Origin of the sequence: Klebsiella sp. MBT K-1, assembly GCF_002556465.1 — a bacterium.
GTDB lineage: Bacteria > Pseudomonadota > Gammaproteobacteria > Enterobacterales > Enterobacteriaceae > Klebsiella > Klebsiella grimontii.
Genome location: NZ_PDEL01000015.1, coordinates 38,471 through 63,910, shown reverse-complemented (window position 1 = coordinate 63,910; position 25,440 = coordinate 38,471). Strand labels below are relative to the sequence as shown.

The 25,440-nt window shown below is 58.2% G+C and carries 22 protein-coding genes and 1 pseudogene; 17 read left to right on the top strand and 6 right to left on the bottom strand.

Annotated elements, in window-relative coordinates:
- Positions 1–3: 3 nt before the first annotated feature.
- The gene (locus CMQ96_RS21455) at positions 4–573 is read right to left on the bottom strand and encodes a glycine cleavage system transcriptional repressor (protein WP_004123480.1); all 570 of its coding nucleotides are present in this window, start codon (positions 571–573) and stop codon (positions 4–6) included.
- A gap of 153 nt (positions 574–726) precedes the next feature.
- Here CMQ96_RS21455 and dapA point away from each other — a divergent pair, with 153 nt between their 5' ends.
- The 6 genes from dapA (at position 727) to ypfH (ending at position 7,257) form a co-directional block, all read left to right on the top strand.
- On the top strand, positions 727–1,605 hold the full coding sequence (gene dapA, locus CMQ96_RS21450) for a 4-hydroxy-tetrahydrodipicolinate synthase (protein WP_004136508.1): 879 nt from the start codon (positions 727–729) through the stop codon (positions 1,603–1,605).
- A 16-nt stretch (positions 1,606–1,621) separates the two neighbouring features.
- Positions 1,622–2,656, top strand: coding sequence for an outer membrane protein assembly factor BamC (gene bamC / locus CMQ96_RS21445; RefSeq protein WP_004104418.1), 1,035 nt, complete (start codon positions 1,622–1,624; stop codon positions 2,654–2,656).
- A 108-nt stretch (positions 2,657–2,764) separates the two neighbouring features.
- Positions 2,765–3,478, top strand: a complete 714-nt coding sequence (gene purC, locus CMQ96_RS21440) for a phosphoribosylaminoimidazolesuccinocarboxamide synthase (RefSeq protein ID WP_024359332.1) — start codon at positions 2,765–2,767, stop codon at positions 3,476–3,478.
- A 120-nt stretch (positions 3,479–3,598) separates the two neighbouring features.
- Positions 3,599–4,468, top strand: a complete 870-nt coding sequence (locus CMQ96_RS21435; protein WP_098067307.1) for a neutral zinc metallopeptidase — start codon at positions 3,599–3,601, stop codon at positions 4,466–4,468.
- Positions 4,469–4,480: 12 nt separating this feature from the next.
- On the top strand, positions 4,481–6,481 hold the full coding sequence (locus CMQ96_RS21430) for a tRNA(Met) cytidine acetyltransferase TmcA (RefSeq protein WP_098067306.1): 2,001 nt from the start codon (positions 4,481–4,483) through the stop codon (positions 6,479–6,481).
- 77 nt (positions 6,482–6,558) lie between these two features.
- Positions 6,559–7,257, top strand: coding sequence for an esterase (gene ypfH, locus CMQ96_RS21425; RefSeq protein ID WP_004136522.1), 699 nt, complete (start codon positions 6,559–6,561; stop codon positions 7,255–7,257).
- Between the two features lie 232 nt (positions 7,258–7,489).
- On the opposite strand, the gene CMQ96_RS21420 is transcribed toward ypfH, so the two are convergent.
- From CMQ96_RS21420 to CMQ96_RS21410, 3 genes are read right to left on the bottom strand one after another with little or no spacing between them, the layout of a single operon-like run.
- Positions 7,490–7,693: a YpfN family protein gene (locus tag CMQ96_RS21420; protein ID WP_004123464.1), complete on the bottom strand. Its 204-nt coding sequence runs from the start codon at positions 7,691–7,693 to the stop codon at positions 7,490–7,492.
- A 27-nt stretch (positions 7,694–7,720) separates the two neighbouring features.
- Complete coding sequence (gene dapE / locus CMQ96_RS21415; protein ID WP_004136523.1) at positions 7,721–8,848, bottom strand: succinyl-diaminopimelate desuccinylase; 1,128 nt, start codon at positions 8,846–8,848, stop codon at positions 7,721–7,723.
- A gap of 3 nt (positions 8,849–8,851) precedes the next feature.
- Positions 8,852–9,205, bottom strand: a complete 354-nt coding sequence (locus CMQ96_RS21410) for an ArsC family reductase (RefSeq protein WP_004136525.1) — start codon at positions 9,203–9,205, stop codon at positions 8,852–8,854.
- A 385-nt stretch (positions 9,206–9,590) separates the two neighbouring features.
- On the opposite strand from CMQ96_RS21410, the gene ypfM reads away from it, so the two are divergent.
- The gene (gene ypfM / locus CMQ96_RS28430) at positions 9,591–9,650 is read left to right on the top strand and encodes a protein YpfM (protein WP_100181659.1); all 60 of its coding nucleotides are present in this window, start codon (positions 9,591–9,593) and stop codon (positions 9,648–9,650) included.
- Between the two features lie 137 nt (positions 9,651–9,787).
- Here ypfM and acrD read toward each other — a convergent pair whose 3' ends face one another.
- The gene (gene acrD / locus CMQ96_RS21405) at positions 9,788–12,901 is read right to left on the bottom strand and encodes a multidrug efflux RND transporter permease AcrD (protein ID WP_024359328.1); all 3,114 of its coding nucleotides are present in this window, start codon (positions 12,899–12,901) and stop codon (positions 9,788–9,790) included.
- 372 nt (positions 12,902–13,273) lie between these two features.
- Between acrD and aegA the strand changes: the two genes are divergently transcribed.
- The 3 genes and pseudogenes from aegA (at position 13,274) to CMQ96_RS21390 (ending at position 17,027) form a co-directional block, all read left to right on the top strand.
- Complete coding sequence (gene aegA / locus CMQ96_RS21400; RefSeq protein WP_049131589.1) at positions 13,274–15,238, top strand: formate-dependent uric acid utilization protein AegA; 1,965 nt, start codon at positions 13,274–13,276, stop codon at positions 15,236–15,238.
- Positions 15,239–15,296: 58 nt separating this feature from the next.
- A pseudogene (gene nudK / locus CMQ96_RS21395) lies at positions 15,297–15,894 on the top strand (GDP-mannose pyrophosphatase NudK).
- A gap of 65 nt (positions 15,895–15,959) precedes the next feature.
- A complete protein-coding gene (locus tag CMQ96_RS21390) occupies positions 15,960–17,027 on the top strand; it encodes a DUF1176 domain-containing protein (protein ID WP_098067330.1) in 1,068 nt (355 codons plus the stop codon).
- Here the strand turns inward: CMQ96_RS21390 and tkt are convergent.
- On the bottom strand, positions 16,996–18,990 hold the full coding sequence (tkt, locus tag CMQ96_RS21385) for a transketolase (protein WP_004136533.1): 1,995 nt from the start codon (positions 18,988–18,990) through the stop codon (positions 16,996–16,998). The two genes, CMQ96_RS21390 and tkt, sit on opposite strands and share 32 nt — an antisense overlap.
- Positions 18,991–19,279: 289 nt before the next feature.
- Here tkt and maeB point away from each other — a divergent pair, with 289 nt between their 5' ends.
- The 7 genes from maeB (at position 19,280) to eutM (ending at position 25,356) form a co-directional block, all read left to right on the top strand.
- Positions 19,280–21,559 carry an NADP-dependent oxaloacetate-decarboxylating malate dehydrogenase gene (gene maeB / locus CMQ96_RS21380; RefSeq protein WP_004136534.1) on the top strand — a complete coding sequence of 760 codons (2,280 nt, stop codon included), beginning with the start codon at positions 19,280–19,282 and terminating at the stop codon, positions 21,557–21,559.
- Between the two features lie 159 nt (positions 21,560–21,718).
- Positions 21,719–22,054, top strand: coding sequence for an ethanolamine utilization microcompartment protein EutS (gene eutS / locus CMQ96_RS21375; RefSeq protein WP_004123425.1), 336 nt, complete (start codon positions 21,719–21,721; stop codon positions 22,052–22,054).
- Between the two features lie 12 nt (positions 22,055–22,066).
- Positions 22,067–22,546 (top strand): ethanolamine utilization acetate kinase EutP, encoded by a 480-nt coding sequence (eutP, locus tag CMQ96_RS21370; RefSeq protein WP_024359325.1) that lies wholly within the window; start codon positions 22,067–22,069, stop codon positions 22,544–22,546.
- A complete protein-coding gene (gene eutQ / locus CMQ96_RS21365) occupies positions 22,524–23,216 on the top strand; it encodes an ethanolamine utilization acetate kinase EutQ (protein WP_024359324.1) in 693 nt (230 codons plus the stop codon). Before eutP ends, eutQ begins: the two co-directional genes overlap by 23 nt.
- On the top strand, positions 23,213–24,016 hold the full coding sequence (gene eutT / locus CMQ96_RS21360; protein ID WP_024359323.1) for an ethanolamine utilization cob(I)yrinic acid a,c-diamide adenosyltransferase EutT: 804 nt from the start codon (positions 23,213–23,215) through the stop codon (positions 24,014–24,016). Before eutQ ends, eutT begins: the two co-directional genes overlap by 4 nt.
- The gene (pta, locus tag CMQ96_RS21355; RefSeq protein WP_024359322.1) at positions 24,013–25,029 is read left to right on the top strand and encodes a phosphate acetyltransferase; all 1,017 of its coding nucleotides are present in this window, start codon (positions 24,013–24,015) and stop codon (positions 25,027–25,029) included. The genes eutT and pta overlap by 4 nt, the downstream gene beginning before the upstream one ends.
- A 36-nt stretch (positions 25,030–25,065) precedes the next feature.
- Positions 25,066–25,356, top strand: a complete 291-nt coding sequence (gene eutM, locus CMQ96_RS21350; RefSeq protein ID WP_000387720.1) for an ethanolamine utilization microcompartment protein EutM — start codon at positions 25,066–25,068, stop codon at positions 25,354–25,356.
- Positions 25,357–25,440 lie beyond the last annotated feature (84 nt).

The following is a 25,440-nucleotide window of genomic DNA, read 5'->3' as shown; positions in this document are numbered from 1 at the left end:
CACTCAAACTCCATCCTGTTCATCATGCTGTGAATAATTAACAATGTTAATACTGCCTTGTGCATTCAGTTCTGTACATAGGGCTTTGAACGCTTGTTCGATATTTGATGCATTTTGCGTAGTCGGGCTGTGGGCGGTGATCTGGATAAAAAGCTGTGCTGACTCGTCGTTTGCACCGGGCTGAGTGCGGGAAACCAGCTCGGCAATGTTCATTTTCCACGTATCGCACAGCGCCGTAAATCGCTCAATGATATGCGGCGAATCCGGCACCTCAACCTGAACCCAGACGGTGTTCTGCATCGCCTGAGGCGGCCTCGCGGTTGTACGCTTCATCACGATAAGCAGATCCAGCTCGGCGCCTTTCAGCGGCAGAGTTGACTCAATCAGGTTAATTGCATTCCACGAGCCGGAAAGCAGCATGATAAACGTAAACTCATCGCCAAGCATGGCCAGCCGACTGTCTTCGATATTACAGCCGCAGCTGCTGACGTGACGAGTGATCGTATTCACGATGCCTGGGCGGTCAGCACCCAACGCGGTAATAACCAGATAGTGTTGTAATGAGGCTGTCAAACCTGTTCTTCCTTTAAAAAGGTGAGGTAACGTTAGGAAAGCATAAAAAAAACCGGCATACAACATCCCTGATGGCATCGGGTCTCTTGCTTTTATTGCGACTCCAAACGTAACATTGAGAATCTTGTCCCACTTATGCTCTGAGGATGGCCCATGTTTACGGGAAGTATTGTAGCGCTTGTCACGCCGATGGATGAAAACGGCAACGTCTGCCGGTCAAGCCTGAAAAAACTGATTGATTATCATGTCGCCAGCGGCACCTCGGCGATTGTTTCGGTAGGAACTACCGGAGAGTCCGCAACATTGAGCCATGAAGAGCATGGTGACGTGGTCATGCAGACGCTGGAACTGGCCGACGGGCGTATTCCGGTTATTGCCGGCACCGGTGCAAATGCAACCGCAGAGGCGATTAGCCTGACCAAACGATTTAACGATAGCGGCGTGGTTGGCTGCCTGACGGTCACGCCGTATTACAACCGTCCGACCCAGGAAGGGCTGTTCCAACACTTTAAAGCTATCGCAGAGCATACTGACCTGCCGCAAATCCTGTATAATGTGCCGTCCCGTACCGGTTGCGATATGCTGCCTGAAACCGTTGGCCGTCTGGCGGAAATTAAAAATATTATCGGTATTAAGGAAGCGACGGGGAACTTAAGCCGCGTTCATCAGATCAAAGAGCTGGTTTCAGATGACTTTATTCTGCTGAGCGGCGATGACGCGACCGGAATGGACTTTATGCAGCTTGGCGGTCACGGCGTGATTTCCGTAACGACAAACGTTGCGGCGCGCGAAATGGCCGAGATGTGCCGACTGGCGCTAGCAGGTCAATTTGCCGAAGCTCGTGCGATTAACCAGCGTCTGATGCCATTGCATACCAAATTATTTGTCGAACCCAACCCTATCCCGGTCAAATGGGCCTGTAAGGCGTTGGGTCTTGTGGCGACCGATACGTTACGCCTGCCGATGACCCCGATTACCGAAAACGGTACTAAGGTCGTTACCGCAGCGCTGAAGCATGCCGGTTTGCTGTAAAGTTTAGGGAGATTTGATGGCTTACTCAGTACAGAAGTCGCGCCTGGCGAAGGTTGCGGGTGTTTCGCTGGTTCTACTCCTCGCGGCCTGTAGTTCTGACTCGCGCTATAAGCGTCAGGTGAGCGGCGACGAGGCCTATTTGCAGGCAACGCCGCTTAGTGAACTTCACGCGCCAGCAGGGATGATCCTGCCGGTTCAGGTGGGTGATTATAATATTCCGGTTGCAACCAGCACCGGTAACACAGGCAAAGCCCTGGACATCCGTCCGCCGGCCCAGCCTCTGGCGCTGGTCAGCGGCGCGCGTACGCAGTTTAACGGCGATACCGCGACGCTGATGGTGGAAAACGGTCGCAGCGGTTCGCTGTGGGCGCAGGTGGCAAGCATCGTGCAGTCGAAAAACTACACTATCGCTAAACGCGACGATGCCAGCCAGACGCTGAATACCGACTGGGTCGAATGGAATCGCCTCGATGAAGACCAGCAGTACCGTGGTCGCTATCAAATCTCAGTTAAGCAGCAGGGCTATCAGCAGGCGGTGATCGTGAAGCTGGTGAATCTGGAGCAGGCGGGTAAACCTGTTGCCGATCCGGCTTCGCTGCAGCGCTACAGTACCGCCATGCTGAACGTCATTTCCGAAGGTCTGGATCTGAACGCCACCAGCGCGCAGAACGCCGCGCAGAAAAATGCCGGGGCAACCTTCGACGTGCAGAGCGGGGCTGATGATACCGGCCTGCCGATGCTGATCGTTCGCGCACCGTTTAATCTGGTATGGCAACGCCTGCCGGGCGCGCTGGAAAAAGTGGGTATGAAGGTAACTGATAGTTCTCGCTCTCAGGGTAACTTGTCCGTGACCTATAAACCCCTTTCCGACAGCGGCTGGACCGATCTGGGCGCTCGCGACCCGCAGCTGGTGTCCGGCGATTATAAACTGCAGGTCGGGGACCTCGATAACCGCAGCAGTCTGCAGTTCATCGACCCGAAAGGTCATACTCTGACGCAGTCGCAAAATGATGCCCTGGTCGCCGTATTCCAGGCCGCATTAAGTAAGTAATTAACAGGGCTGGAGCAATCCGGCCCTTTTTAATGTATAGTGACGCAAACGTGTGCGTCGGCAGAAAAGCACAAATTTTTATCGTTAATCATCACTGGAGTGACAAAGATGCAAAAGCAAGCTGAGTTGTATCGTGGTAAAGCGAAGACGGTATACAGCACCGAAAACCCGGATCTGTTGATACTCGAATTCCGTAACGATACGTCAGCAGGGGACGGCGCTCGCATTGAGCAGTTCGATCGTAAAGGCATGGTGAACAACAAGTTTAACCATTTCATTATGAGCAAGCTGGCGGAAGCGGGTATCCCGACCCAGATGGAAGCGCTGTTGTCCGATACCGAGTGTCTGGTTAAAAAGCTGGATATGGTGCCGGTGGAGTGCGTGGTGCGCAACCGCGCCGCCGGGTCGCTGGTGAAACGCTTAGGGATTGAAGAAGGCATTGAGCTGAATCCGCCGCTGTTCGATCTGTTCCTGAAGAACGACGCCATGCACGATCCGATGGTCAACGAATCCTATTGCGAAACCTTTGGCTGGGTGAGCAAAGAGAACCTGGCGCGGATGCAGGAGCTGACCTTCAAAGCTAACGATGTGCTGAAAAAGCTGTTTGACGACGCGGGCCTGATCCTTGTGGACTTCAAGCTGGAGTTTGGTCTGTTCAAAGGCGAAGTGGTGCTGGGAGACGAATTCTCTCCGGACGGCAGTCGTCTGTGGGATAAAAAAACCATGGATAAAATGGACAAAGACCGCTTCCGCCAGAGCCTCGGCGGCCTGATTGAAGCCTACGAAGAAGTCGCCCATCGCCTGGGCGTGAAGCTCGACTAATCCCCCGACGCCAGAAGAAGTTTTCTTCTTCTGGCGCTCTTCTTGCTGTTTCCTGTGGTAATCCTTCGCTGAACCGCCTACGATCTTATTCATTGGTTAATATGATGAATTGAGGTGCTTATGCGCTGGCAAGGACGTCGCGAAAGCGACAATGTGGAAGATCGTCGTGGTCAATCAGGTTCACCGATGGGCGGCGGAGGCGGTTTTCGTCTCCCCAGCGGCAAAGGCGGCATCGTGCTGCTGATTATTGTCCTGGTGGCGGGCTATTACGGCGTAGATTTAACCGGCATGCTGACCGGCGAACCGGTAACACAACAGCAAACCACCACTCAACGCTCCATCAGCCCGCAGGATGAAGAGGCCGCGAAATTCACGAAGGTGATTCTGGCGGACACGGAAGATACCTGGGGCGCGATTTTTAAAGATATGGGCCGCCAGTACGCGCAGCCGAAGCTGGTGATGTATCGCGGCGCGACGCGGACCGCCTGCGGCACCGGCCAATCGGTGATGGGGCCTTTTTACTGCCCTGCGGACAGCACGGTGTATATCGACCTGTCATTCTACGATGAGATGCAAAGCAAGCTCGGCGCCGGCGGCGACTTCGCGCAGGGCTACGTTATCGCCCACGAGGTTGGCCATCACGTTCAAAAGCTGCTGGGTATTGAATCGAAAGTGCGCCAGCTGCAGCAAAACGCTTCGCAGGCGGAAGCGAATCGCCTGTCGGTGAAAATGGAGCTACAGGCGGACTGCTTCGCGGGCGTCTGGGGCTACAATATGCAGAAGCAGGACTATATGGAGACCGGCGATCTGCAGGAGGCGCTGAACGCCGCAGAGGCGATTGGCGACGATCGCCTGCAGCAGCAGAGCCAGGGGCGCGTGGTGCCGGACAGCTTTACCCACGGGACGTCGCAGCAGCGCTATACCTGGTTTAAACGCGGCTTTGATAGCGGCGACCCGGCGCAGTGCAACACCTTCGGCAACGTGCTGTAATGCTCTCCGGCCATGGATGAACTGCGTCACCTGACGGCGCAGATGGCGCGCGAAGGTATTCGTCGTCTGCTGGTTCTCAGCGGCGACGATGCCTGGACCCTGCGTCAGGCGCAAACAGTACGTACGGAGCTGGCCGCAGACGGACTGTGGGTCGGTCCGCGGCCGATGCCTGAACCATACGCCTCGCCTGCTGCCCTGAAATCGCTACTGGGCCGCGAATTTCAGCACGCCTTTTTCGATGCCCGCGAGGGTTTTGACGTCGCGGCGTTTGCTGCGTTAGCCGGTACGCTGCGCGCCGGGAGCTGGCTGGTATTACTCACGCCCGACTTCTCGCAATGGCCGGCTCGTCCTGATGCGGATTCTCTGCGCTGGAGCGACGCTCCCGACCCCATCTCCACGCCGAATTTTGTTTATCGTTTTTGCCAACAGAGTAGTGCGGATAACGCGTCCATTCTCTGGCGGCAGGGCGAGGAGTGCGTGGTGCCGGCGTTTGCCGCGCGTCCGCGATGGCGTCCCGCCGATGGTCATCCGCAGGCGGAGCAGGCCGCCGTGCTTGCCGAACTGACCGGTTTCCCTCCCGGTATTGCGGCGCTGACCGCCGAACGCGGACGAGGAAAGTCCGCTCTCGCGGGAATGCTTATTCGCCAGCTGGCAGGCGATGCCATCGTCACGGCACCGGCGCGCGCGGCGACGGAGGTCATGGCGGCTTTCGCCGGTGAGGCTTTCCGCTTTATGGCCCCCGACGCATTGCTGGCTTCCGACTGCACCGCCGGATGGCTGATTGTTGACGAGGCCGCCGCTATCCCCGGGCCGCTGCTGCGCCAGCTTGTCTCCCGCTTCCCGAGGACGCTATTGACCACCACCGTGCAGGGGTACGAAGGGACCGGACGCGGCTTTTTGCTTAAGTTTTGCGCCAGCTTTGCGCATCTGCGGCAGTTTAGCCTGACGGCGCCCATCCGTTGGGCGAGCGGCTGTCCGCTGGAGGCGGCGATTGCGCGGCTGCTGCTGTTCAACGACGAGACCTTTCAGCACGCGCCTGGCGGCGATATCGCGCTGGAAAGCGTCAGCCAGCAGAGCTGGCGGCGACAGCCTGCGTTACCGGAAGCGATGTATCAGCTGCTCTCCGGCGCCCACTATCGCACGTCGCCGCTGGACCTGCGGCGCATGATGGATGCGCCGGGGCAGCATTTTACCTGCGCCCGCAGCGGCAACCGCATCGCCGGGGCGCTGTGGCTGGTGGAGGAGGGCGGTCTTGAGGCATCCCTTAGCCAGGCGGTGTGGGCCGGCTACCGCCGTCCGCGCGGTAATCTGGTGGCGCAGTCGCTGGCGGCGCACGGCGGCAGCCCGCTAGCGGCCACGCTGACAGGGCTGCGTATCAGCCGTATTGCCGTGCATCCGGCTCGCCAGCGCGAAGGGCTGGGGCAGCGGCTGGTGGCCCAGGCGGCGTCGCAGGCTGCGGAGCGGGATTATCTGTCGGTGAGTTTCGGCTACACGCCTGAGCTGTGGCGCTTCTGGCAACGCTGCGGTTTTACGCTGGTGCGGCTGGGCACCCATCGGGAAGCCAGCAGCGGCTGTTATACCGCGATGGCGCTCTATCCTCTCAGCGAAGCGGGCCAGCGGCTGGCAAGCGAAGAGTCCGCGCGTCTGCTGCGCGATGAGTTCTGGCTGCGCGACTGGCGAGATGAGCCTTCGCCGTTGCCGGAGCGGAAAGCGACTATTCTTAGTGAAGAGGACTGGCTGGAAGTGGCGGGTTTTGCTTTTGCCCATCGTCCGCTGCTGACCTCGGCGGGTAGCCTCAATCGCCTGCTTATACGGGTGGATCTGCCGCTTCCGGCGCTGCGGGCCCGCCTGCAGCAGCAGGATGAGACCGCGGTTTGCCGAACGCTAGGTTTATCCGGACGGAAAGCGCTTCTGGTCAGGCTGCGCGAAGAAGCGGCGCAGGCGCTATCAGGCGTGAATGCGGATCGTGCCAACGACCTGCGCCAGCAGGTTCAAATGCTGCAATTTTTTTAACTAACTCCTTCAGCTAAATGGCATGGTCATATTTCGCCTGCGGCGTAAACTTCCTTGCAGACATTAAGGAGACAGCCATGAAACACGATCATTTTATTGTTCAAAGTCCCGCGACACCTGCACAGCAACTGCTGCTGCTGTTTCATGGCGTCGGCGATAACCCGGTGGCAATGGGGCAAATCGGCAGCTGGTTTGCGCCGCTCTTTCCCGAAGCGCTGATCGTCAGCATCGGCGGCGCGGAGCCGTGCGGCCCGCCTCCGGGGCGCCAGTGGTTCTCCGTGCAGGGCGTCAGCGAAGAAAACCGCCAGCAGCGCGTGGATGCGATCATGCCGACCTTCATTGAAACGGTTCGCTACTGGCAACAGAAGAGCGGCGTCAGCCCGCAGGCGACGGCGCTGATCGGCTTCTCGCAGGGGGCGATTATGTCGCTGGAGAGCATTAAAGCCGAGCCGGGTTTGGCATCACGGGTGATCGCCTTTAACGGCCGCTATGCGACGCTGCCGGAGACGGCGACGACCGCGACCACCGTGCACCTGATCCACGGCGGCGAAGATCGGGTGATCGATCTGGCGTGGGCGGTGGCGGGGCAGGAGGCGCTGCAGCAGGCCGGCGGTGACGTGACGCTGGATATTGTTGAAGATTTGGGGCACGCGATTGACGATCGCAGTATGCAGTTTGCCCTCGATCATCTGCGCTTTACCGTACCGAAGCACTATTTCGACGAAGCGCTCAGCGGTAGCACGCCAAAAGACAGCGATATTATTGAACTGCTGTAAATAAAAATCCCGGAGGCGATGCTGCGCATCTGTCCGGGCTACTGGACCTACAGACGGCAGTGAACTCGTAGCCCGGGCAAGGCGCGTCGAGCGCCGCCCCCGGGAACAAAGCGCGCAGGGGAACCGCGCATTCCAGGAGGCGATGCTATGCATCTGTCCAGGCTACCGGTCCCGCAGGCGGAAGCGTTGCGTGGACCGGGCGATGTCTTTGCTGCAATCTGAAATAAATTGCTTACTTCTTCTTCGACGGGTCGTTCTTCGGCCAGTCGTCGTCATCGTCCCACTTGTCGTTGAAGTCGCGATGCGGCGGCAGGTCCGGCTTATTGTTGAGGAATTTTTTGTGGTCAACGCGGGTCAGATCTTTAATCACGTTAATCATCACGCCCACCAAAAATACCAACACCAGAACCCACCAGTATTTCGTTAGCCAATCCATGCGCTTACCTCTTCTCTATTGATGCCGTCAGGCGACCAGCTGTTCCATGATGCGCTGGTACATCCGCGCTAGCAGCTGGAGGTCGGCGGCATTCACACACTCGTTTATTTTATGAATGGTGGCGTTCACTGGCCCCAGTTCAACCACCTGCGCCCCCATACGCGCGATAAAACGCCCATCGGAGGTGCCGCCGTTAGTCAGCAGCTGCGGTTTTATTTCATTATAGTGCTCAATGGCGTTAACCACCGCATCAACCAGCTTACCGCGGCTGGTCAGGAACGGCTGACCCGAGAGCCACCAGTCAACGCTGTAGCGCAGCGCGTATTTCTCCAGCAGCGCCACGACGCGCGCTTTAATCATTTCGTCGGTCAGCTCGGTACTAAAGCGGAAGTTGAACTGGACGAACATATCGCCGGGAATCACGTTGTTGCTGCCGGTCCCGGACTGCACGTTGGCGATTTGCATACTGGTCGGCGGAAAAAATTCGTTGCCCTTATCCCACTCGATAGTCACCAGCTCCGCCAGCATCGGCGCGGCGCGGTGAACCGGGTTATCGGCGAGGTGCGGATAGGCCACGTGCCCCTGCACGCCGTGAATGGTCAGGTTGCAGGTCAGCGAGCCGCGACGGCCGTTTTTCACCACATCGCCGACGACTTCGGTGCTTGAGGGTTCACCGACCAGGCAGTAGTCCAGACGCTCGTTGCGCGCCATCAGCGCTTCCACAACCTTAACGGTGCCGTTTTTGGCGCTGGCCTCTTCATCCGAGGTGATCAGAAAGGCCAGACGGCCTTTATGGTCCGGATACTGGGCGACAAAGCGCTCGGCGGCAACCACCATCGCCGCAAGCGAGCCTTTCATATCGGCCGCGCCGCGGCCAAACAGCATGCCGTCGCGAATAGTCGGCTCAAAAGGGGGGTTAATCCAGCGATCGGCATCGCCCGACGGGACGACATCGGTATGACCGGCGAACGCCAGCGTTTCCCCGCGCCCGCGCCAGGCCCAGAAGTTTTGGGTATCGCCGAAATCCATCGGTTCAACGGTAAAGCCAATCGCACGCAGACGTTCAATCATTAACGCCTGGCATCCCGCATCATCGGGGCTGAGGGAAGGGCGGCGAATAAGCTGCTGAGCCAGCTCAATGACCGGGCAAGACATAGACTACACCTCGTTAAACTGCTGATAACTTGATTCACTGAAACCCAGCAGCATAGGCTGACCGGGCGCGCAGAGCAATGGGCGTTTAATGATTGCCGGCATTTCCAGCATCAGTTTCGCCGCTGCGTCGGCGTTATTGATACCGGCGCGGACCGTTTCGTCCAGCTTGCGCCACGTTGTCCCTCGGGTGTTAAGCAGCGCTTCCCAGCCGAGTTCAGCGATAAAGGTGTCTAATAAACTGCGATCCAGACCGTCGACACGATAATCATGAAAACGATATTCTATCTGCTGGGCTTCCAGCCAGCGGCGGGCCTTTTTTATGGTGTCGCAGTTTTTTATCCCGTACATGGTGAGCATGATTAAACCTTTCCCGTTGAATTAAATGATTAGCTAAGATTCTTCCGAATATATAAGCCTTCAATAAATAATACGTGAATTGTTTTAATAAATATCATTTTTTCCCCCTGATATATATCCAGGTTTACACTCTGAACATTTTTTGCGCGCCGAACGGCGGCTACTGCTAGCGGCAGGGCGATCCTGGCACGATAGGCTGATGTGCAAATGTTGCTAAATGTTGCTGTTGGTCACATTAAATTGCTCAAATTAGGCTCATAGTACTTACGAATGAAAGGGGTATTCAGCAGGGGGGTAATGATAGTCATCAGAGCGATAGCGCAAACCATCTTTTAACCATCAATGAATTTGCATAAAATCACCCATAATAATAAGAGAGGCTATTATGATTGAACACGAACTGGGGAACTGGAAAGACTTTATCGAAGGCATGCTTCGTAAATAGTTTTCCGCAATAAAAGCATGGCGATTTCACAGGCAGAATAATAATGCAGTTGAAGCGACCACATGAAAAAGGCGACCTGTCCGGTCGCCTTTTCTGTTATTTGGCCCCGGCGAAAATATCGTCAGGGCGCGTCCCGATTATTGCGGCCGCTCCTTGAGCGGGAAGCGGCGGCGCACCAGCACGAAGAACAGCGGCACGAAGAAGATAGCCAGCACCGTGGCGGAGATCATCCCGCCCATTACCCCGGTGCCGACGGCATGCTGGCTGCCGGAGCCCGCCCCGGTACTGGTGGCCATTGGCAGTACGCCGAAGATAAACGCCAGCGAGGTCATCAGGATTGGCCGCAGACGCTGGCGGCAGGCGGAGAGCGTGGCGGTAAGCAGATCTTCGCCTTTCTGATTCAGTTCATTGGCAAATTCGACGATCAGAATGGCGTTTTTCGCCGACAGGCCGATTACCGTCAGCAGGCCCACCTGGAAATAGACATCGTTTTCCAGACCGCGCATCCAGGTCGCCAGCAGCGCGCCGATAACCCCCAGCGGCACCACCAGCATCACCGAGAACGGCACCGACCAGCTTTCGTACAGCGCCGCCAGGCACAAGAACACCACCAGTAGCGAGATGGCGTAAAGCGCTGGCGCCTGCGCCCCGGAGAGGCGTTCCTGATAGGACATCGCCGTCCATTCGAGGCCAAAGCCGTTCGGCAGCTGCTGGGCCAGCTCCTCCATAAGCGTCATGGCGGTACCGGTACTGACGCCCGGCGCGGCTTCACCGACGATTTCTACCGCCGAGTAGCCGTTGTAGCGCTCCAGACGCGGTGAACCGGTCTCCCAGCGCGAGGTGGCGAAGGCGGAGAAGGGCACCATCGTGCCGCTGCTGTTGCGTACGTACCACAGATTGATATCGTCCGGCAGCATGCGATACGGCGCCGCCGCCTGAACGTAGACCTTCTTCACGCGGCCGCGGTCCATAAAATCGTTGACGTAGCTTGATCCCCACGCGGTCTGCAGCGTGTCGTTGATATCGTCAATAGAGACGCCCAGCGCCTGCGCTTTACGTTGATCGATATCCACCTGCAGCTGCGGGCTATCGTCGAGGCCGTTGTGGCGCACGCGGGTGAGCTGGTTATTTTTAGCGGCCAGCTCCAGCAGGGTATCGCGGGCGGCCATCAGCGCTTCGTGCCCGTTGCCCGCGTGATCCTCCAGTTCCATATCGAAACCGGCGGAGCTGCCCAGACCGCTGATGGCCGGCGGGCTGCTGGCAAAGACGCGGGCTTCTTTAATTTTGTTAAACGCTTTGGTTGCGCGTTCGATGATGGCGAAAGAGGAGCCGGTGGTGGGATCGCGTTGGTCCCAGTCTTTCAGGCGTACGAACATACGCGCCACGTTCTGGCCGTTGCCGCCGGGGCCGGAACCGATGGTTGCGAACACCGATTCAACATTTTGCTTCTCATTGTTCAGGAAGTAGTCTTCCGCCTGCTGCACCACCTTCAGGGTTTGCTGCTGGGTCGAACCGCTTGGCAACTGCACCGAGGTGGTAAACATGCCGCGGTCTTCCAGCGGCAGGAACGACGTAGGCAGATGCAGAAACAGAAAGACCATTCCGCCCAGCAGCAGGACGTAGATCATTATCCAGCGTAGCGAACGATGAAGAATTTTGCCGACCGCGGTTTCGTAGCGGCTGGCGTTACGGTTAAAGGTGCGGTTAAACCAGCCGAAGAAGCCCCGCTGTCCGTGGGTTTCGCCTTTGTGAACCGGTTTTAACAGCGTGGCGCACAGCGCTGGCGTCAGGATCATCGCCACCAGAACCGACAGCACCATCGCCGAGACAATGGTAATCGAGAACTGGCGGTAGATCGCGCCGGTGGTGCCGCCGAAGAAGGCCATCGGCACAAATACCGCCGATAGCACCATGGCGATACCGACCAGCGCGCCCTGGATCTGACCCATGGATTTTCGCGTCGCTTCCCGCGGCGAGAGGCCCTCCTCGCTCATGATACGCTCGACGTTCTCCACCACTACGATGGCATCGTCCACCAGCAGGCCTATCGCCAGCACCACCGCGAACATGGTTAAAGTGTTAATGCTGTAGCCGCAGGCGTAGAGGACGGCAAAGGTCCCCATCAGCACTACCGGAACGGCGATGGTCGGGATCAGCGTGGCGCGGAAATTTTGCAGGAACAGATACATCACGAGGAACACCAGCGCGATGGCCTCAAGCAGCGTTTTCACCACGTCGGTAATCGATGCCTTCACGAATGAGGTAGTTTCGTAAGCGACTTTATATTCCAGGCCGTGCGGGAAGTACTGGGAGAGTTCGTTCAGGCGGTCGATCACGCGTTCGGCGGTCGCCATTTCGTTTGCGCCAGAGGCCAGCTTAACCCCCAGCCCGGACGCCGCCTGGCGGTTGTAGCGGCTGAGGTAATCGTATTTTTCCGCTCCCATCTCGACGGTGGCGACGTCACCGAGGGTGACCTCCGAACCGTCCTGATTAACCCGCAGGGTAATATCACGGAACTGTTCCGGCGTTTGTAACAGCGATTGTGAATTAATCGTCGCGTTGAGCGCCTGTTTGTCCACCGATGGCGTGCCGCCCAACTGGCCGACGGCGATCTGCGCGTTCTGCGAAGAGATGGCATCGGTGACGTCTTTTGCCGTCATTTGAAAGCTGTTGAGCTTGGCCGGATCGAGCCAGATGCGCATCGAATACTGGGAACCATAAGCGTCAATGTCGCCGACGCCATTCACCCGGCTGAGCGGGTCCTGAATATTACTGGCGACGTAGTCGGCGATATCCTGTTTATCCATGCTGCCGTCGGTGGAGACGAAGGCGATCGTCAGGATATTGGTATCCCCGGTTTTGCGTACCGTTACGCCCTGGTTCTGGACGGCCTGTGGGAGCTTACGCATCGCCGATTGCAGCTGGTTCTGCACCTGCTGGACGGCTTCATCCGGGTCGGTTCCGGCGGTAAAGCTCAGCGTCACGGTGGCCTGTCCGGTGCCGCTGCTCTGGGATGACATATACATCAGGTTGTCGAGACCGGTCATATTCTGCTCGATAACCTGAGTGACGGTATTTTCCAGCGTCTGTGCCGAAGCGCCGGGATAGTTTGCTGTGATCCGCACGTTGGGTGGGGCAAGTTCAGGATATTGCTCAACGGGAAGCGACAAAATTGCGAGGGTACCGGTCAGGCATAAAAGGATTGCCAGAACCCACGCAAAAATGGGGCGATCGATAAAAAAATTCGCCATCAGAATTAGGACCTCATTTTGCACATTTTTTTGTTATTGCACAGCCTGTGACACTCTAGCGGCAAGCCCTCAGGCAATCGTGGAGAAAATAAGGAGATAGTGTAATTTATCGTGTGCCTTTTATGGCAGCGTAAAGAACTCTCCTTCTATCTCTATCAGCGCCTGCTTCTCTGCGCGCCGCCGCAAACGTGACCATTATTACTTAGCTAAATAAAACGTAATTTCATTTAAGTCAAAAAAATTGATCCACCTCGGGTTATTACCAAAAAATCGGCAACCTGTGCAAATGCACATTGTTCCGGCACCGTTTTGTCGGGTAATAGATAGTCATGCGAATTGAGGGGTTATTCACCACGAAGACTGAAGGATGTCATGAACCACTTTATTTTAAGCGATAGTCATAAGTGCATCGGATGCAAGGCTTGTGAGGTTGCCTGCGTCATGGCGCATAACGATGAGCAGCATGTATTGACCCCGCAGCGTTTTCTGCCGCGTATTACGGTTATCAAGCGCGAGCAAAAACGTAACGCCGTAACCTGTCACCATTGTGAAGGGGCACCGTGCGCCCGCAGTTGTCCGAATGGCGCTATCAGCCAGTTTAACGACAGCGTCCTGGTGAATCAGGAGAAATGTATCGGCTGTAAATCCTGTATGGTTGCCTGCCCGTTTGGCGTGATGCAGATCGTCCTGACGCCGGTAGAGGAGGGCAGAGTCAAAGCGACGGCGCATAAATGCGATTTGTGCGATGGTCGCGAAGAGGGGCCCGCCTGCGTGCAAAACTGTCCGGCCGAGGCGCTGCAGCTGGCGACGGACAGCACGCTGCTGAATCTGGCGAAGCAGCGGCGTCAGCGCGCGGCGCGTCTGGGTCATCCCGGCGCGGCGGTATTGGCGTGTTCCGCCGGAAAAGTCGCGCAGATGGCCGCGACGCCGCCGCGCGGCGAGCCCGACAAGCTATCCGCCGAGACCCGTAAGGCGAACTTTGACGAAATTTATCTGCCATTCAGCGCTGGTCAGGCCAACCGCGAGGCGGAACGCTGCCTGAAGTGCGGCGAGCACAGCATTTGTGAATGGACCTGCCCGCTGCATAACCACATCCCCCAGTGGATCGAGCGCGTAAAAGAAGGGGATATCTCCGCCGCCGTTGAGCTCTCTCACCAGACTAACTGCCTGCCGGAAATTACCGGCCGCGTCTGCCCGCAGGATCGCCTGTGCGAAGGGGCCTGCACGCTGCGCGATGAGCATGGTTCGGTGACCATCGGCAATATTGAACGCTATATCTCCGACCAGGCGCTGGCCAACGGCTGGCGGCCGGATCTTTCTCAGGTCGTTGAAAGCGGCAAGCGGGTGGCGATTATCGGCGCCGGTCCTGCCGGGCTTGCCTGCGCCGACCGGCTGGTGCGCAATGGCGTGAGTCCGGTGGTCTTTGACCGCCATCCGGAAATCGGCGGCCTGCTGACCTTTGGTATTCCGGCCTTTAAGCTGGATAAATCTCTGCTGGCCCGGCGGCGGGAAATCTTTACCCAGATGGGCGTGCGCTTTGAGCTGAACTGTGAGATAGGCAAAGATATCCCGCTGACGACGCTGCTTGATGACTATGACGCGGTATTTATTGGCGCCGGAACCTATCGCTCGATGAAAGCGGATCTGCCGAATGAAGACGCGCCCGGCGTATATGACGCGCTGCCGTTCCTGATCGCTAACACCAAACAGGTGATGGGGCTGCTGGAGCTGCCGGAAGAGCCTTACGTCAACACCGAAGGGCTGAACGTCGTGGTGCTCGGCGGCGGCGATACGGCGATGGACTGCGTGCGCACCGCGCTGCGCCACGGCGCGAAGCAGGTGACCTGCGCCTATCGTCGCGATGAAGCCAACATGCCCGGTTCGAAGAAAGAGGTGAAAAACGCGCGCGAAGAGGGGGCGCAGTTTGAATTTAACGTCCAACCGGTGACCCTGGAGCTGAACGAAGAGGGGCACGTCAACGGCGTACGCTTTCTGCGCACCCGGCTGGGCGCGCCTGACGCTCAGGGGCGCCGCAGCCCGTCGCCGATCCCCGGAAGCGAGTTTGTCATGCCCGCCGACGCGGTGATCATGGCCTTCGGTTTCCATCCGCACGGTATGCCGTGGCTGGAATCCGTCGGCGTTAAGCTCGACAGCCGCGGGCGGATTAAAGCCAATGTGGAAAGCCGCTATCGCTATCAGACCACCCATCGTAAAGTGTTTGCCGGCGGCGATGCGGTGCGCGGCGCCGATCTGGTGGTGACCGCCATGGCGGAAGGCCGCCACGCGGCGCAGGGGATCATGGATTTCCTCGGCGTTAAATCGATTCCGCTTCACTGACGACAAAGCGGGTTCCGCAGCGTAGTATGATATCGTTATTTCACGCTGTGGGGCCCGTATGTCACTCAATATCAACGTTATCAAAGATAAAATCCTCTCCGAAAACTGGTTCGTTCTGCGCAACATGACCTATGAACTGACGCGCAGCGACGGCAGCGTGGTTCGCCATAGACGCGAAGTCTACGATCGCGGCAACGGCGCTACCATCTTGCTGTATAACCGCCATAAGCAGACCGTCGTGCTGGTTCGCCAGTTCCGCATCGCGACCTGGATAAACGGCAACGAAGACGGGATGCTGATCGAAACCTGCGCCGGGCTGCTGGACAGCGACGAGCCGGAGGAGTGCGTGCGTAAAGAAGCCATTGAAGAGACCGGCTTCGAAGTCGGTGAAGTGCGCAAACTGTTTGAACTGTTTATGTCGCCCGGCGGCGTCACCGAGCTTATCTATTTCTTTATTGCCGAATATGACGATACTCAGCGGGCCAACGATGGCGGCGGCGTTGATGATGAAGATATTGAGGTGCTGGAGCTCCCTTATCATCGGGCGCTGGAGATGATGGCGAACGGGGAGATCCGCGATGGCAAAGCGGTGATCCTGCTGCAGTATTTGCAAACCTCCGGGCTGATGAACGGGGATCTCTGATAAATCCGATTGAGTAAAACCTCGCCGCTGGTGAACATAGCCGCTGTGTATGGCGTTTTTTCCGGGGTTGTGCCGCTCATGTTGCATCGGGTTATTTTATTTCTGCTTTTCGGTTTACTGCCGACGTCGCTGGTGCGGGCGGCGCCGGCGCAACAGCTCTTCAATGACTGGCAGGTAACCTGCAACAATCAGAACTTCTGCGTGGCCCGCAACGTCGGGCTGCATCACGGCCTGGTCATGACCCTCACCCGCAGCGCCGGGGCGGCCACCAGCGCCAGCCTGCGTATTGAGCTCGGCGGCGTGGGCAACCCGGTCGCGGCGCTGGCGCCCATTGCGCCGCGCCTTCGCCTCGATGGTAAACCCCTGTCCCTGGGCGATAAACATTGGCAGATCGCCGACAAACTGCTTAAAACCGACGATAGCGTCACCATTGATGCTTTCCTGCAGCAGGTGCAGGACGCGCAGACGATGACGCTTGAAAATGGCCTACAGAGTATCTCTCTACAGGGGCTGAAAGCCGCTCTGCTGTTTATCGATAACCGGCAGAAGCGCGTGGGGAGCGAAACCGCGTGGGTGGGGAAGGGGGAAGAGCCGCCGCTCAGCGTTCCGCCTGCGCCGGCGCTGCGGTCGGTAGCGAGAATCGACGTCGCGCAATCGCCCCTCAGCCGCGATGAACTCAACGATTTAATGGATTACGGCAACGAGCGCATGAACAGCAGCGCCTGTTCGCTGGATCCGTTTCGCCGCGAGGTGCGGGTTGCCGCGCTAACCGACGATAAGGTTTTGCTGATGACCAGCTGCGAAGCGGGCGCCTACAACACGATTTGGCTGGCCTGGCTGGTGTCGCGTCAGCAACCGTATATTGCTCATCCGCTACGGCTCACGCTGCCTTTCCAGCCGCCCGGCGATGTGCCGCGTGACGTCGAGCTGGTGAACGCCCGCTACGACGATCGACGCCAGGAGCTGGTGACGCTGGATAAAGGGCGCGCGCCCGGCGACTGCGGGACGCAAACGCGCTGGCGCTATGACGGCCAGCGCTTTAGCCTGGTACGCTACGCGCAGCAGCCGCAGTGTGATAACTGGCAGGGGCCAGACGCCTGGCCCACGCTATGGGTTACCCGTTCTGTACCTCGTCCCCTACGCTGACGATATGCTCAACGGTAAAGCCGAAGTAAGGGAAGAGCTTATCGGCCGGGGCCGATTCACCGTAGCCGGTCATGCCGACAATTTTTCCTTTTAGTCCCACATATTTATACCAGTAGTCGGCGATCCCGGCCTCCACGGCGACGCGGGCGCTGACGTCCGATGGCAGCACGGACTCCCGATAGGCTTCATCCTGGGCATCAAACACGTCGGTCGATGGCAGGGAGACTACGCGCACGTTCACCCCTTTGGCCAGCAGCTTCTCCGCGGCCAGAACGGTGATCTCGACCTCTGAACCGGTGGCTATCAGGATCAGGTCCGGCTTGCCGCCGGCGTCCTTCAGTACATAGCCGCCGCGGGCGATATTCTGTACCTGCTCCGGCGTGCGCGCCATCTGGGTCAGATTTTGCCGGGAGAGGATCAGCGCCGTCGGCCCGCTATGACGCTCTACCGCCAGTTTCCACGCCACCGCGGCCTCGACCTGATCGCACGGTCGCCAGGTGCTGAAGTTTGGCGTCAGGCGCAGGCTGGCCAGCTGTTCTACCGCCTGGTGCGTCGGGCCGTCTTCGCCGAGACCGATGGAGTCGTGGGTATAGACCATTATTTGCCGCGCTTTCATCAGCGCCGCCATACGCGCCGCGTTGCGGGCATATTCGACGAACATCAGGAAGGTGGCGGTATAAGGTACAAACCCGCCGTGGTGGGCGATGCCGTTGGCGATGGCCGTCATCCCGAATTCACGTACGCCGTAGTGAATATAGTTACCCGCCGGATCGTCTTTCAGCGAAGTCGAACCTTTCCAGATGGTCAGGTTACTCGGCGCGAGATCCGCGGAGCCGCCCAACAGTTCCGGTAGATGTGGGCCGTAGGCATCAAGGGCATTTTGCGAAGCCTTACGAGTGGCGATTTTCGCCGGATTGGCCTGCAGTTCAGCGATATATTTCCGCGTCGTTTCATCCCACGACTCAGGCAGTCCGCCGCTCATACGCCGCGTAAACTCCGCTGCCAGCTGAGGATGGGCCTGCTGATAGGCGGCAAACTTCTCCTCCCAGCTTTTCTGCGCTTTTTGTCCCTTTTCACGCGCGTCCCAGGCCCGGTAAATCTCTTTTGGGATCTCAAACGCCGGGTGATGCCAGCCCAGCTGCTGGCGCGCCAGCGCTACTTCCTGTTCTCCCAGCGCGGCGCCGTGAGCCTCTTCTTTGCCGGCTTTATTCGGTGAACCAAAGCCTATCACCGTACGGCAGATAATTAGCGAGGGTTTGTCCTTCACGCTCTGGGCTTCCAGAATCGCTTTCTTCACGGCTTCGGGATCGTGGCCGTCAATTTCATGCACCACATGCCAGTGATAGGCCTCAAAGCGTTTTGCCGTGTCATCGGTAAACCAGCCTTTGGTTTCGCCATCAATGGAAATGCCGTTGTGGTCGTAGAAGCCGATCAGCTTGCCCAGTCCTAGCGTACCCGCCAGAGAGCAGACTTCGTGAGAAATCCCCTCCATCAGACAACCATCGCCCATAAACACGTAGGTAAAGTGGTCGACGATCTCATGGTCTGGCTGATTAAACTGCGCCGCCAGCGTGCGCTCGGCGATAGCCAGCCCCACCGCGTTCGCCAGCCCTTGCCCCAGCGGCCCGGTGGTGGTTTCAACCCCCGGGGTATAGCCGATTTCCGGGTGGCCCGGCGTTTTGGAATGCAGCTGACGGAAGTTTTTTATCTCTTCGATGGGCAAATCATAGCCCGTCAGATGCAGCAGGCTGTAGAGCAGCATCGACGCGTGGCCGTTGGAGAGAATAAAGCGGTCGCGATCGTACCATTGCGGGTTTTCAGGATTGTGCTTAAGGAAATCGTTCCACAGCACCTCTGCGATATCGGCCATGCCCATCGGCGCGCCGGGGTGGCCGGAGTTGGCTTTCTGGACTGCATCCATACTCAGGGCGCGGATGGCGTTAGCGAGTTCTCTACGGGACATAATGTGCTCCTGAAACAATAGGTTGTATGAGTTTTTATTGGTTTAGGATAGAGAGGATGATGAGTTGCATAACTAAAAAGCATAGCAGACGGGGCTATCATTGCTTCTGAAACTAAGTTACATAAACATTATAAATCGATAACAAATATAACTTTGTTATGGCGAGAGTTTGGCGGTGTTCAAAGTTTACGAAGCCGTCAGGCGAGATACTAGGTGACCCTTTAGGGTGAACACCAGGTAGGCCATTACGCTTCACCCCCTACGATCGATACGTGAAAGGAACGATAAAATGGATGAGCAGTTAAAACAAAGCGCCCTTGATTTCCACGAATTCCCGGTCCCCGGAAAAATCCAGGTCTCCCCGACAAAACCGCTGGCTACCCAACGCGATCTGGCCCTGGCCTACTCGCCGGGCGTCGCCGCGCCCTGTCTGGAAATCGAGAAGGACCCGCTGGCAGCCTATAAATATACCGCGCGCGGCAACCTCGTCGCGGTGGTCTCCAACGGCACGGCCGTACTGGGGCTGGGCAATATCGGCGCGCTGGCCGGTAAGCCGGTGATGGAAGGCAAAGGCGTTCTGTTTAAAAAGTTCGCCGGCATCGATGTGTTCGATATTGAAGTCGATGAGCTGGACCCGGACAAATTTATCAACGTCGTTGCGGCGCTGGAGCCGACCTTCGGCGGTATCAACCTCGAAGATATCAAAGCGCCGGAGTGCTTCTACATCGAGCAAAAGCTGCGCGAGCGCATGAATATTCCGGTCTTCCATGACGATCAGCACGGGACGGCGATTATCAGTACCGCGGCGATTCTCAACGGGCTGCGGGTGGTGGAGAAAAACATTTCCGACGTGCGGATGGTGGTCTCCGGCGCGGGCGCGGCGGCGATCGCCTGTATGAACCTGCTGGTGGCGCTGGGAATGCAGAAACACAACATCGTGGTCTGCGACTCGAAAGGCGTTATCTATAAGGGCCGTGAGCCGAATATGGCGGAGACGAAGGCGGCCTATGCGGTAGAAGACAGCGGCAAACGCACGCTGGATGACGTGATTGACGGGGCGGACATTTTCCTTGGCTGCTCAGGCCCGAAAGTGCTGACTCCGGAGATGGTGAAAAAAATGGCCCGCGCGCCGATGATTCTGGCGCTGGCCAACCCGGAGCCGGAGATTCTGCCGCCGCTGGCGAAGGAGGTACGCTCCGACGCCATTATCTGTACCGGACGTTCTGACTATCCGAACCAGGTAAACAACGTTCTGTGCTTCCCGTTCATCTTCCGCGGGGCGCTGGACGTCGGCGCAACGGCGATTAACGAAGAGATGAAGCTGGCGGCAGTACACGCGATTGCAGAGCTGGCGCACGCCGAACAGAGCGAAGTGGTGGCCTCCGCCTACGGCGATCAGGACCTGAGCTTCGGCGCGGAATATATCATTCCGAAACCGTTCGACCCGCGGCTGATCGTTAAGATCGCCCCGGCAGTGGCGAAAGCGGCGATGGACTCCGGCGTGGCGACCCGCCCGATCGCCGATTTTGACGCCTACATCGAGAAGCTCAGCGAGTTCGTCTACAAAACGAACCTGTTTATGAAGCCGATTTTCTCCCAGGCGCGTAAAGAGCCGAAGCGGGTAGTGCTGGCGGAAGGGGAAGATTCCCGCGTCCTGCACGCGACCCAGGAACTGGTCTCTCTTGGGCTGGCGAAACCGATTTTAATCGGTCGCCCGGGCGTCATTGAGATGCGAATCCAGAAGCTAGGGCTGCAGATTAAAGCCGGGGTTGACTTTGAGATCGTGAATAACGAATCCGACCCGCGCTTTAAAGAGTACTGGAACGAATATTACAGCCTGATGAAGCGCCGCGGGATCACTCAGGAGCAGGCGCAGCGGGCGGTGATCAGCAATACCACGGTGATCGGCGCGATCATGGTGCAGCGCGGCGAAGCCGATGCGATGATCTGCGGCACCATCGGTGACTATCACGAGCATTACAGCGTCATACAGCCGCTGTTCGGCTACCGCGAAGGGGTTCATGCGGCCGGGGCGATGAACGCGCTGCTGCTGCCGAGCGGCAACACCTTTATCGCCGACACCTATGTCAATCACGATCCGTCGCCGGAGCAAATTGCCGAAATCACCCTGATGGCGGCGGAAACCGTTCGTCGTTTCGGTATTGAACCGCGGGTGGCGCTGCTGTCGCACTCGAACTTTGGCTCCTCGGACTGCCCGTCCGCCAGCAAAATGCGCCAGGCGCTGGAGCTGGTGAAGGCGCAGGCGCCGGAGCTGATGATCGATGGCGAAATGCACGGTGATGCCGCGCTGGTGGAAAGCATTCGTAATGAGCGGATGCCGGATAGCCCGCTGAAAGGCTCGGCTAATATTCTGGTGATGCCGAATATGGAAGCGGCGCGTATTAGTTACAACTTACTTCGCGTCTCCAGCTCCGAAGGCGTCACCGTCGGACCGGTGCTGATGGGCGTCGCGAAGCCGGTGCATATTCTGACGCCAATTGCTTCGGTACGGCGTATCGTAAATATGGTCGCGCTGGCCGTTGTCGAAGCGCAAACTCAGCCACTGTAATTTTCATTTAATTATTTCAGGCGCGGGAATTCTCCCGCGCTTTTTTATTTCTGTTTATAAGTGATCTATCTCACCTTTCAAATCAACTTGCCGAATTTTGTTATTTACTCCCGCGGAAACTTGTCACGATAAGCGCAAGTTTTAGCGGAGCGGTGAGCCATGGATAAAGAACGCATCATTCAGGAATTTGTACCCGGTAAGCAGGTGACGCTGGCGCATCTGATCGCGCATCCGGGGGCAGAACTGGCGAAAAAGATCGGCGTTCCCGAATCCGGCGCTATCGGCATTATGACCTTAACCCCTGGAGAAACCGCGATGATCGCCGGTGATTTAGCGATGAAGGCCGCCGATGTGCATATCGGTTTTCTCGACCGGTTTAGCGGCGCGCTGGTGATCTACGGCTCGGTCGGCGCGGTAGAAGAGGCGCTGCTACAGACGGTAAGCGGGCTCGGTCGATTATTAAATTATACCCTCTGCGAGTTAACCAAAAGCTAATTAGGTGCGGCGATGAAACGTATTGCATTTGTCGGTACGGTGGGCGCGGGAAAAACAACGCTATTTAATGCGCTGCAGGGAAATTATTCCCTCGCGAGAAAAACGCAGGCCGTGGAATTTAATGAAGAAGGCGATATCGACACCCCGGGAGAATATTTCAGCCATCCGCGCTGGTACCACGCATTAATTACCACGCTGCAGGATGTCGATACGCTGATTTATGTCCACGCGGCCAACGATACCGAAAGTCGCTTACCCGCTGGGCTACTGGATATTGGCGCGAATAAACGACACATCGCCGCGATTAGCAAAACGGACGTGCCGGACGCCGACGTCGCCGCGGTGCGGCAACTGCTCTACGAGATGGGGTTTCAGGAACCGATTTTCGAACTCAACGGTCACGATCCGCAAAGCGTAAAGCATCTGGTGAATTACCTGAGTGAGCTCAGCCAAAAGGAGGAAGGGGCAGGTGAAGAAACTTATCACAGCTAACGATATTCGTGCGGCCCACGCACGAGGCGAAGCGGAAATATCGGTTGTGCTGCGCGCCAGCATCATCACCCCGGAAGCCCGCGAAGTCGCGGAGCTGCTGGGCGTCGCCATCCGGGAGTGCGATGAATCTGCGCCAGAGCCGGCGGCACCGGCGGCAGAGGATAAAACCGAAAGCCAGCGCATTCGCGAAACCATTATCGCGCAGCTGCCGGAAGGGCAGTTTACCGAAAGCCTGGTGGCGCAGCTAATGGAAAAAGTGATGAAGGAGAAGCAGTCGCTGGGGATGGACGCGATGCAGCCCAGCTTTAAGGCGGTTACCGGTAAAGGCGGCGTGAAGGTTATTGACGGCGGCAGCGTGAAGTTCGGCCGCTTCGACGGCGCGGAGCCGCACCGGGTCGGCCTGACGGATTTAATTACCGAGCAGGACGGCAGCAGCATGGCCGCCGGGTTTATGCAGTGGGAAAACGCCTTTTTCCCGTGGACGCTGAACTATGACGAGGTCGATATGGTGCTGGAGGGCGAACTCCACGTGCGCCATGAAGGCGAAACCATGGTGGCCAAAGCCGGGGACGTGATGTTTATCCCGAAAGGCTCCAGCATTGAATTCGGCACGCCGTCGACGGTGCGCTTCCTGTACGTCGCCTGGCCTGCGAACTGGCAATCGCTATGAAAGATTTCATCACCGAAGCCTGGCTCAGAGCGAATCATACGCTCAGCGAAGGGGCAGAAATTCATCTGCCCGCCGACGCCCGCCTGACGCCATCGGCCCGGGAGCTGCTGGAAAGCCGCCGTCTGCGCATCAAGTTTATCGACGAGCAGGGCAGCCTGTTCGTTGATGACGACGCGCAGCAGCCGCAGCCGGTACACGGTTTGACCAGCAGCGACACGCACCCGCAGGCCTGTTGCGAACTGTGCCGCCAGCCGGTGAAGAAAAAGCCGGACACCCTGACCCACCTGACGGCGGAAAAAATGGTCGCCAAAAGCGACCCGCGGCTGGGCTTTCGCGCCGCCCTCGACGCCACTATCGCCCTGGCAGTCTGGCTGCAAATCGAACTGGCGGAGCCCTGGCAGCCGTGGCTGGCGGATATCCGCTCGCGCCTCGGCAACATTATGCGCGCCGACGCCCTGGATGAACCGCTGGCGGCGCAGTCCATCGTCGGGCTGAACGAGGATGCGCTGCACCGGCTTTCCCACCAGCCGCTGCGCTATCTCGACCACGATCATCTGGTGCCGGAAGCCAGCCACGGCCGCGATGCCGCGCTGCTCAATCTGCTGCGCTGTAAAATTCGTGAAACGGAAACGGTCGCCGCGCAGGTCTTTATTACCCGCAGTTTTGAGGTATTGCGCCCGGACCTTCTGCAGGCGCTGAACCGCCTCTCCAGCACCGTCTACGTGATGATGATTTTAAGCGTGGCGAAACATCCGCTGACCGTCAGCCAAATCCAACAGCGTCTGGGAGGGGAGCAATGATTATTGAACGCGCCCGTCAGCTCGCTTTGCGTTCACCCGCCCGGGTGGTGTTTGCGGACGCGCTGGATATTCGCGTCCTCAAAGCGGCGCACTATCTCCAGCAGCAGGGGCTGGCAAAGCCGATTTTGATCGCCAGCCCTTTTGCCCTGCGCCAGTTCGCCCTCAACCATCGCCTGCCGATGGACGGTATGCAGATCGTCGACCCGCTCAGCAACCGGCAAATACGCGCAGCGTTTGCCCGGCGCTGGCTGGACCGCGCCGGGGAAAAAACGCCGCCGGACGCCGAGGAAAAACTCAACGACCCGCTGATGTTCGCCGCCGCCATGGTCGGCGCCGGTCAGGCCGACGTGTGTATTGCCGGTAATCTCTCCTCAACGGCGAACGTGCTGCGCGCCGGATTACGCATTATTGGCCTTCAGCCTGGCTGCAAAACGCTGTCGTCGATTTTTCTGATGCTTCCGCAGTACGCCGGACCGGCATTAGGGTTCGCCGACTGCAGCGTGGTGCCGCAGCCGACGGCGGCGCAGCTGGCGGATATCGCCATCGCCAGCGCGGAGACATGGCAGGCCATCACCGGCGAAGAGCCGCGCGTGGCGATGCTGTCGTTTTCCAGCAACGGCAGCGCCCGTCATCCCAACGTCGCCAACGTACAGCAGGCCACCGGGATCGTACGCCAGCGCGCCCCGCAGCTGATGGTTGATGGCGAACTGCAGTTTGACGCCGCCTTCGTTCCGGAGGTCGCCGCGCAAAAAGCGCCCGCCAGTCCGCTACAGGGCCGGGCCAACGTGATGGTTTTTCCCTCGCTGGAGGCGGGCAACATTGGCTACAAAATCGCCCAGCGCCTGGGCGGCTACCGCGCGGTCGGGCCGCTGATTCAGGGACTTGCCGCGCCGCTTCACGACCTCTCCCGAGGCTGTAGCGTGCAGGAAATTATCGAACTGGCGTTAGTGGCAGCGGTGCCGCGCCAGACTGACGCGAGCCGGGTAAACCGCTCGCAAACACGGGTTGTATAAACGGTCCCGTTCTGGACCCCATGAGAGGAAAACACAATGGAAGCATTAGGAATGATTGAAACCCGGGGCCTGGTTGCGCTGATTGAGGCCTCTGACGCGATGGTAAAAGCCGCGCGCGTGAAGCTGGTTGGCGTCAAGCAGATTGGCGGCGGTCTGGTGACCGCGATGGTGCGCGGCGATGTGGCGGCGTGCAAAGCGGCGACGGATGCGGGTGCCGCGGCGGCGCAGCGCATTGGCGAGCTGGTCTCAGTGCACGTTATTCCGCGCCCGCATGGCGATCTGGAAGAGGTGTTCCCCATCAGTTTCAAAGGCGACAGCAACATTTGACTCACGGCCGGATAAGCCGCGCAAGCGCCGCTATCCGGCATTAACGCGCGCTATTGCCTGATGGCGCTGCGCTTATCAGGCCTA

Coding starts and splice junctions, on each gene's coding strand:
- dapA (WP_004136508.1), top strand. CDS start 727: ATGTTTACGGGAAGTATTGTAGCGCTTGTCACGCCGATGGATGAAAAC.
- bamC (WP_004104418.1), top strand. CDS start 1,622: ATGGCTTACTCAGTACAGAAGTCGCGCCTGGCGAAGGTTGCGGGTGTT.
- purC (WP_024359332.1), top strand. CDS start 2,765: ATGCAAAAGCAAGCTGAGTTGTATCGTGGTAAAGCGAAGACGGTATAC.
- CMQ96_RS21435 (WP_098067307.1), top strand. CDS start 3,599: ATGCGCTGGCAAGGACGTCGCGAAAGCGACAATGTGGAAGATCGTCGT.
- CMQ96_RS21430 (WP_098067306.1), top strand. CDS start 4,481: ATGGATGAACTGCGTCACCTGACGGCGCAGATGGCGCGCGAAGGTATT.
- ypfH (WP_004136522.1), top strand. CDS start 6,559: ATGAAACACGATCATTTTATTGTTCAAAGTCCCGCGACACCTGCACAG.
- CMQ96_RS21420 (WP_004123464.1), bottom strand. CDS start 7,693: ATGGATTGGCTAACGAAATACTGGTGGGTTCTGGTGTTGGTATTTTTG.
- dapE (WP_004136523.1), bottom strand. CDS start 8,848: ATGTCTTGCCCGGTCATTGAGCTGGCTCAGCAGCTTATTCGCCGCCCT.
- CMQ96_RS21410 (WP_004136525.1), bottom strand. CDS start 9,205: ATGCTCACCATGTACGGGATAAAAAACTGCGACACCATAAAAAAGGCC.
- acrD (WP_024359328.1), bottom strand. CDS start 12,901: ATGGCGAATTTTTTTATCGATCGCCCCATTTTTGCGTGGGTTCTGGCA.
- aegA (WP_049131589.1), top strand. CDS start 13,274: ATGAACCACTTTATTTTAAGCGATAGTCATAAGTGCATCGGATGCAAG.
- CMQ96_RS21390 (WP_098067330.1), top strand. CDS start 15,960: ATGTTGCATCGGGTTATTTTATTTCTGCTTTTCGGTTTACTGCCGACG.
- tkt (WP_004136533.1), bottom strand. CDS start 18,990: ATGTCCCGTAGAGAACTCGCTAACGCCATCCGCGCCCTGAGTATGGAT.
- maeB (WP_004136534.1), top strand. CDS start 19,280: ATGGATGAGCAGTTAAAACAAAGCGCCCTTGATTTCCACGAATTCCCG.
- eutS (WP_004123425.1), top strand. CDS start 21,719: ATGGATAAAGAACGCATCATTCAGGAATTTGTACCCGGTAAGCAGGTG.
- eutP (WP_024359325.1), top strand. CDS start 22,067: ATGAAACGTATTGCATTTGTCGGTACGGTGGGCGCGGGAAAAACAACG.
- eutT (WP_024359323.1), top strand. CDS start 23,213: ATGAAAGATTTCATCACCGAAGCCTGGCTCAGAGCGAATCATACGCTC.
- pta (WP_024359322.1), top strand. CDS start 24,013: ATGATTATTGAACGCGCCCGTCAGCTCGCTTTGCGTTCACCCGCCCGG.
- eutM (WP_000387720.1), top strand. CDS start 25,066: ATGGAAGCATTAGGAATGATTGAAACCCGGGGCCTGGTTGCGCTGATT.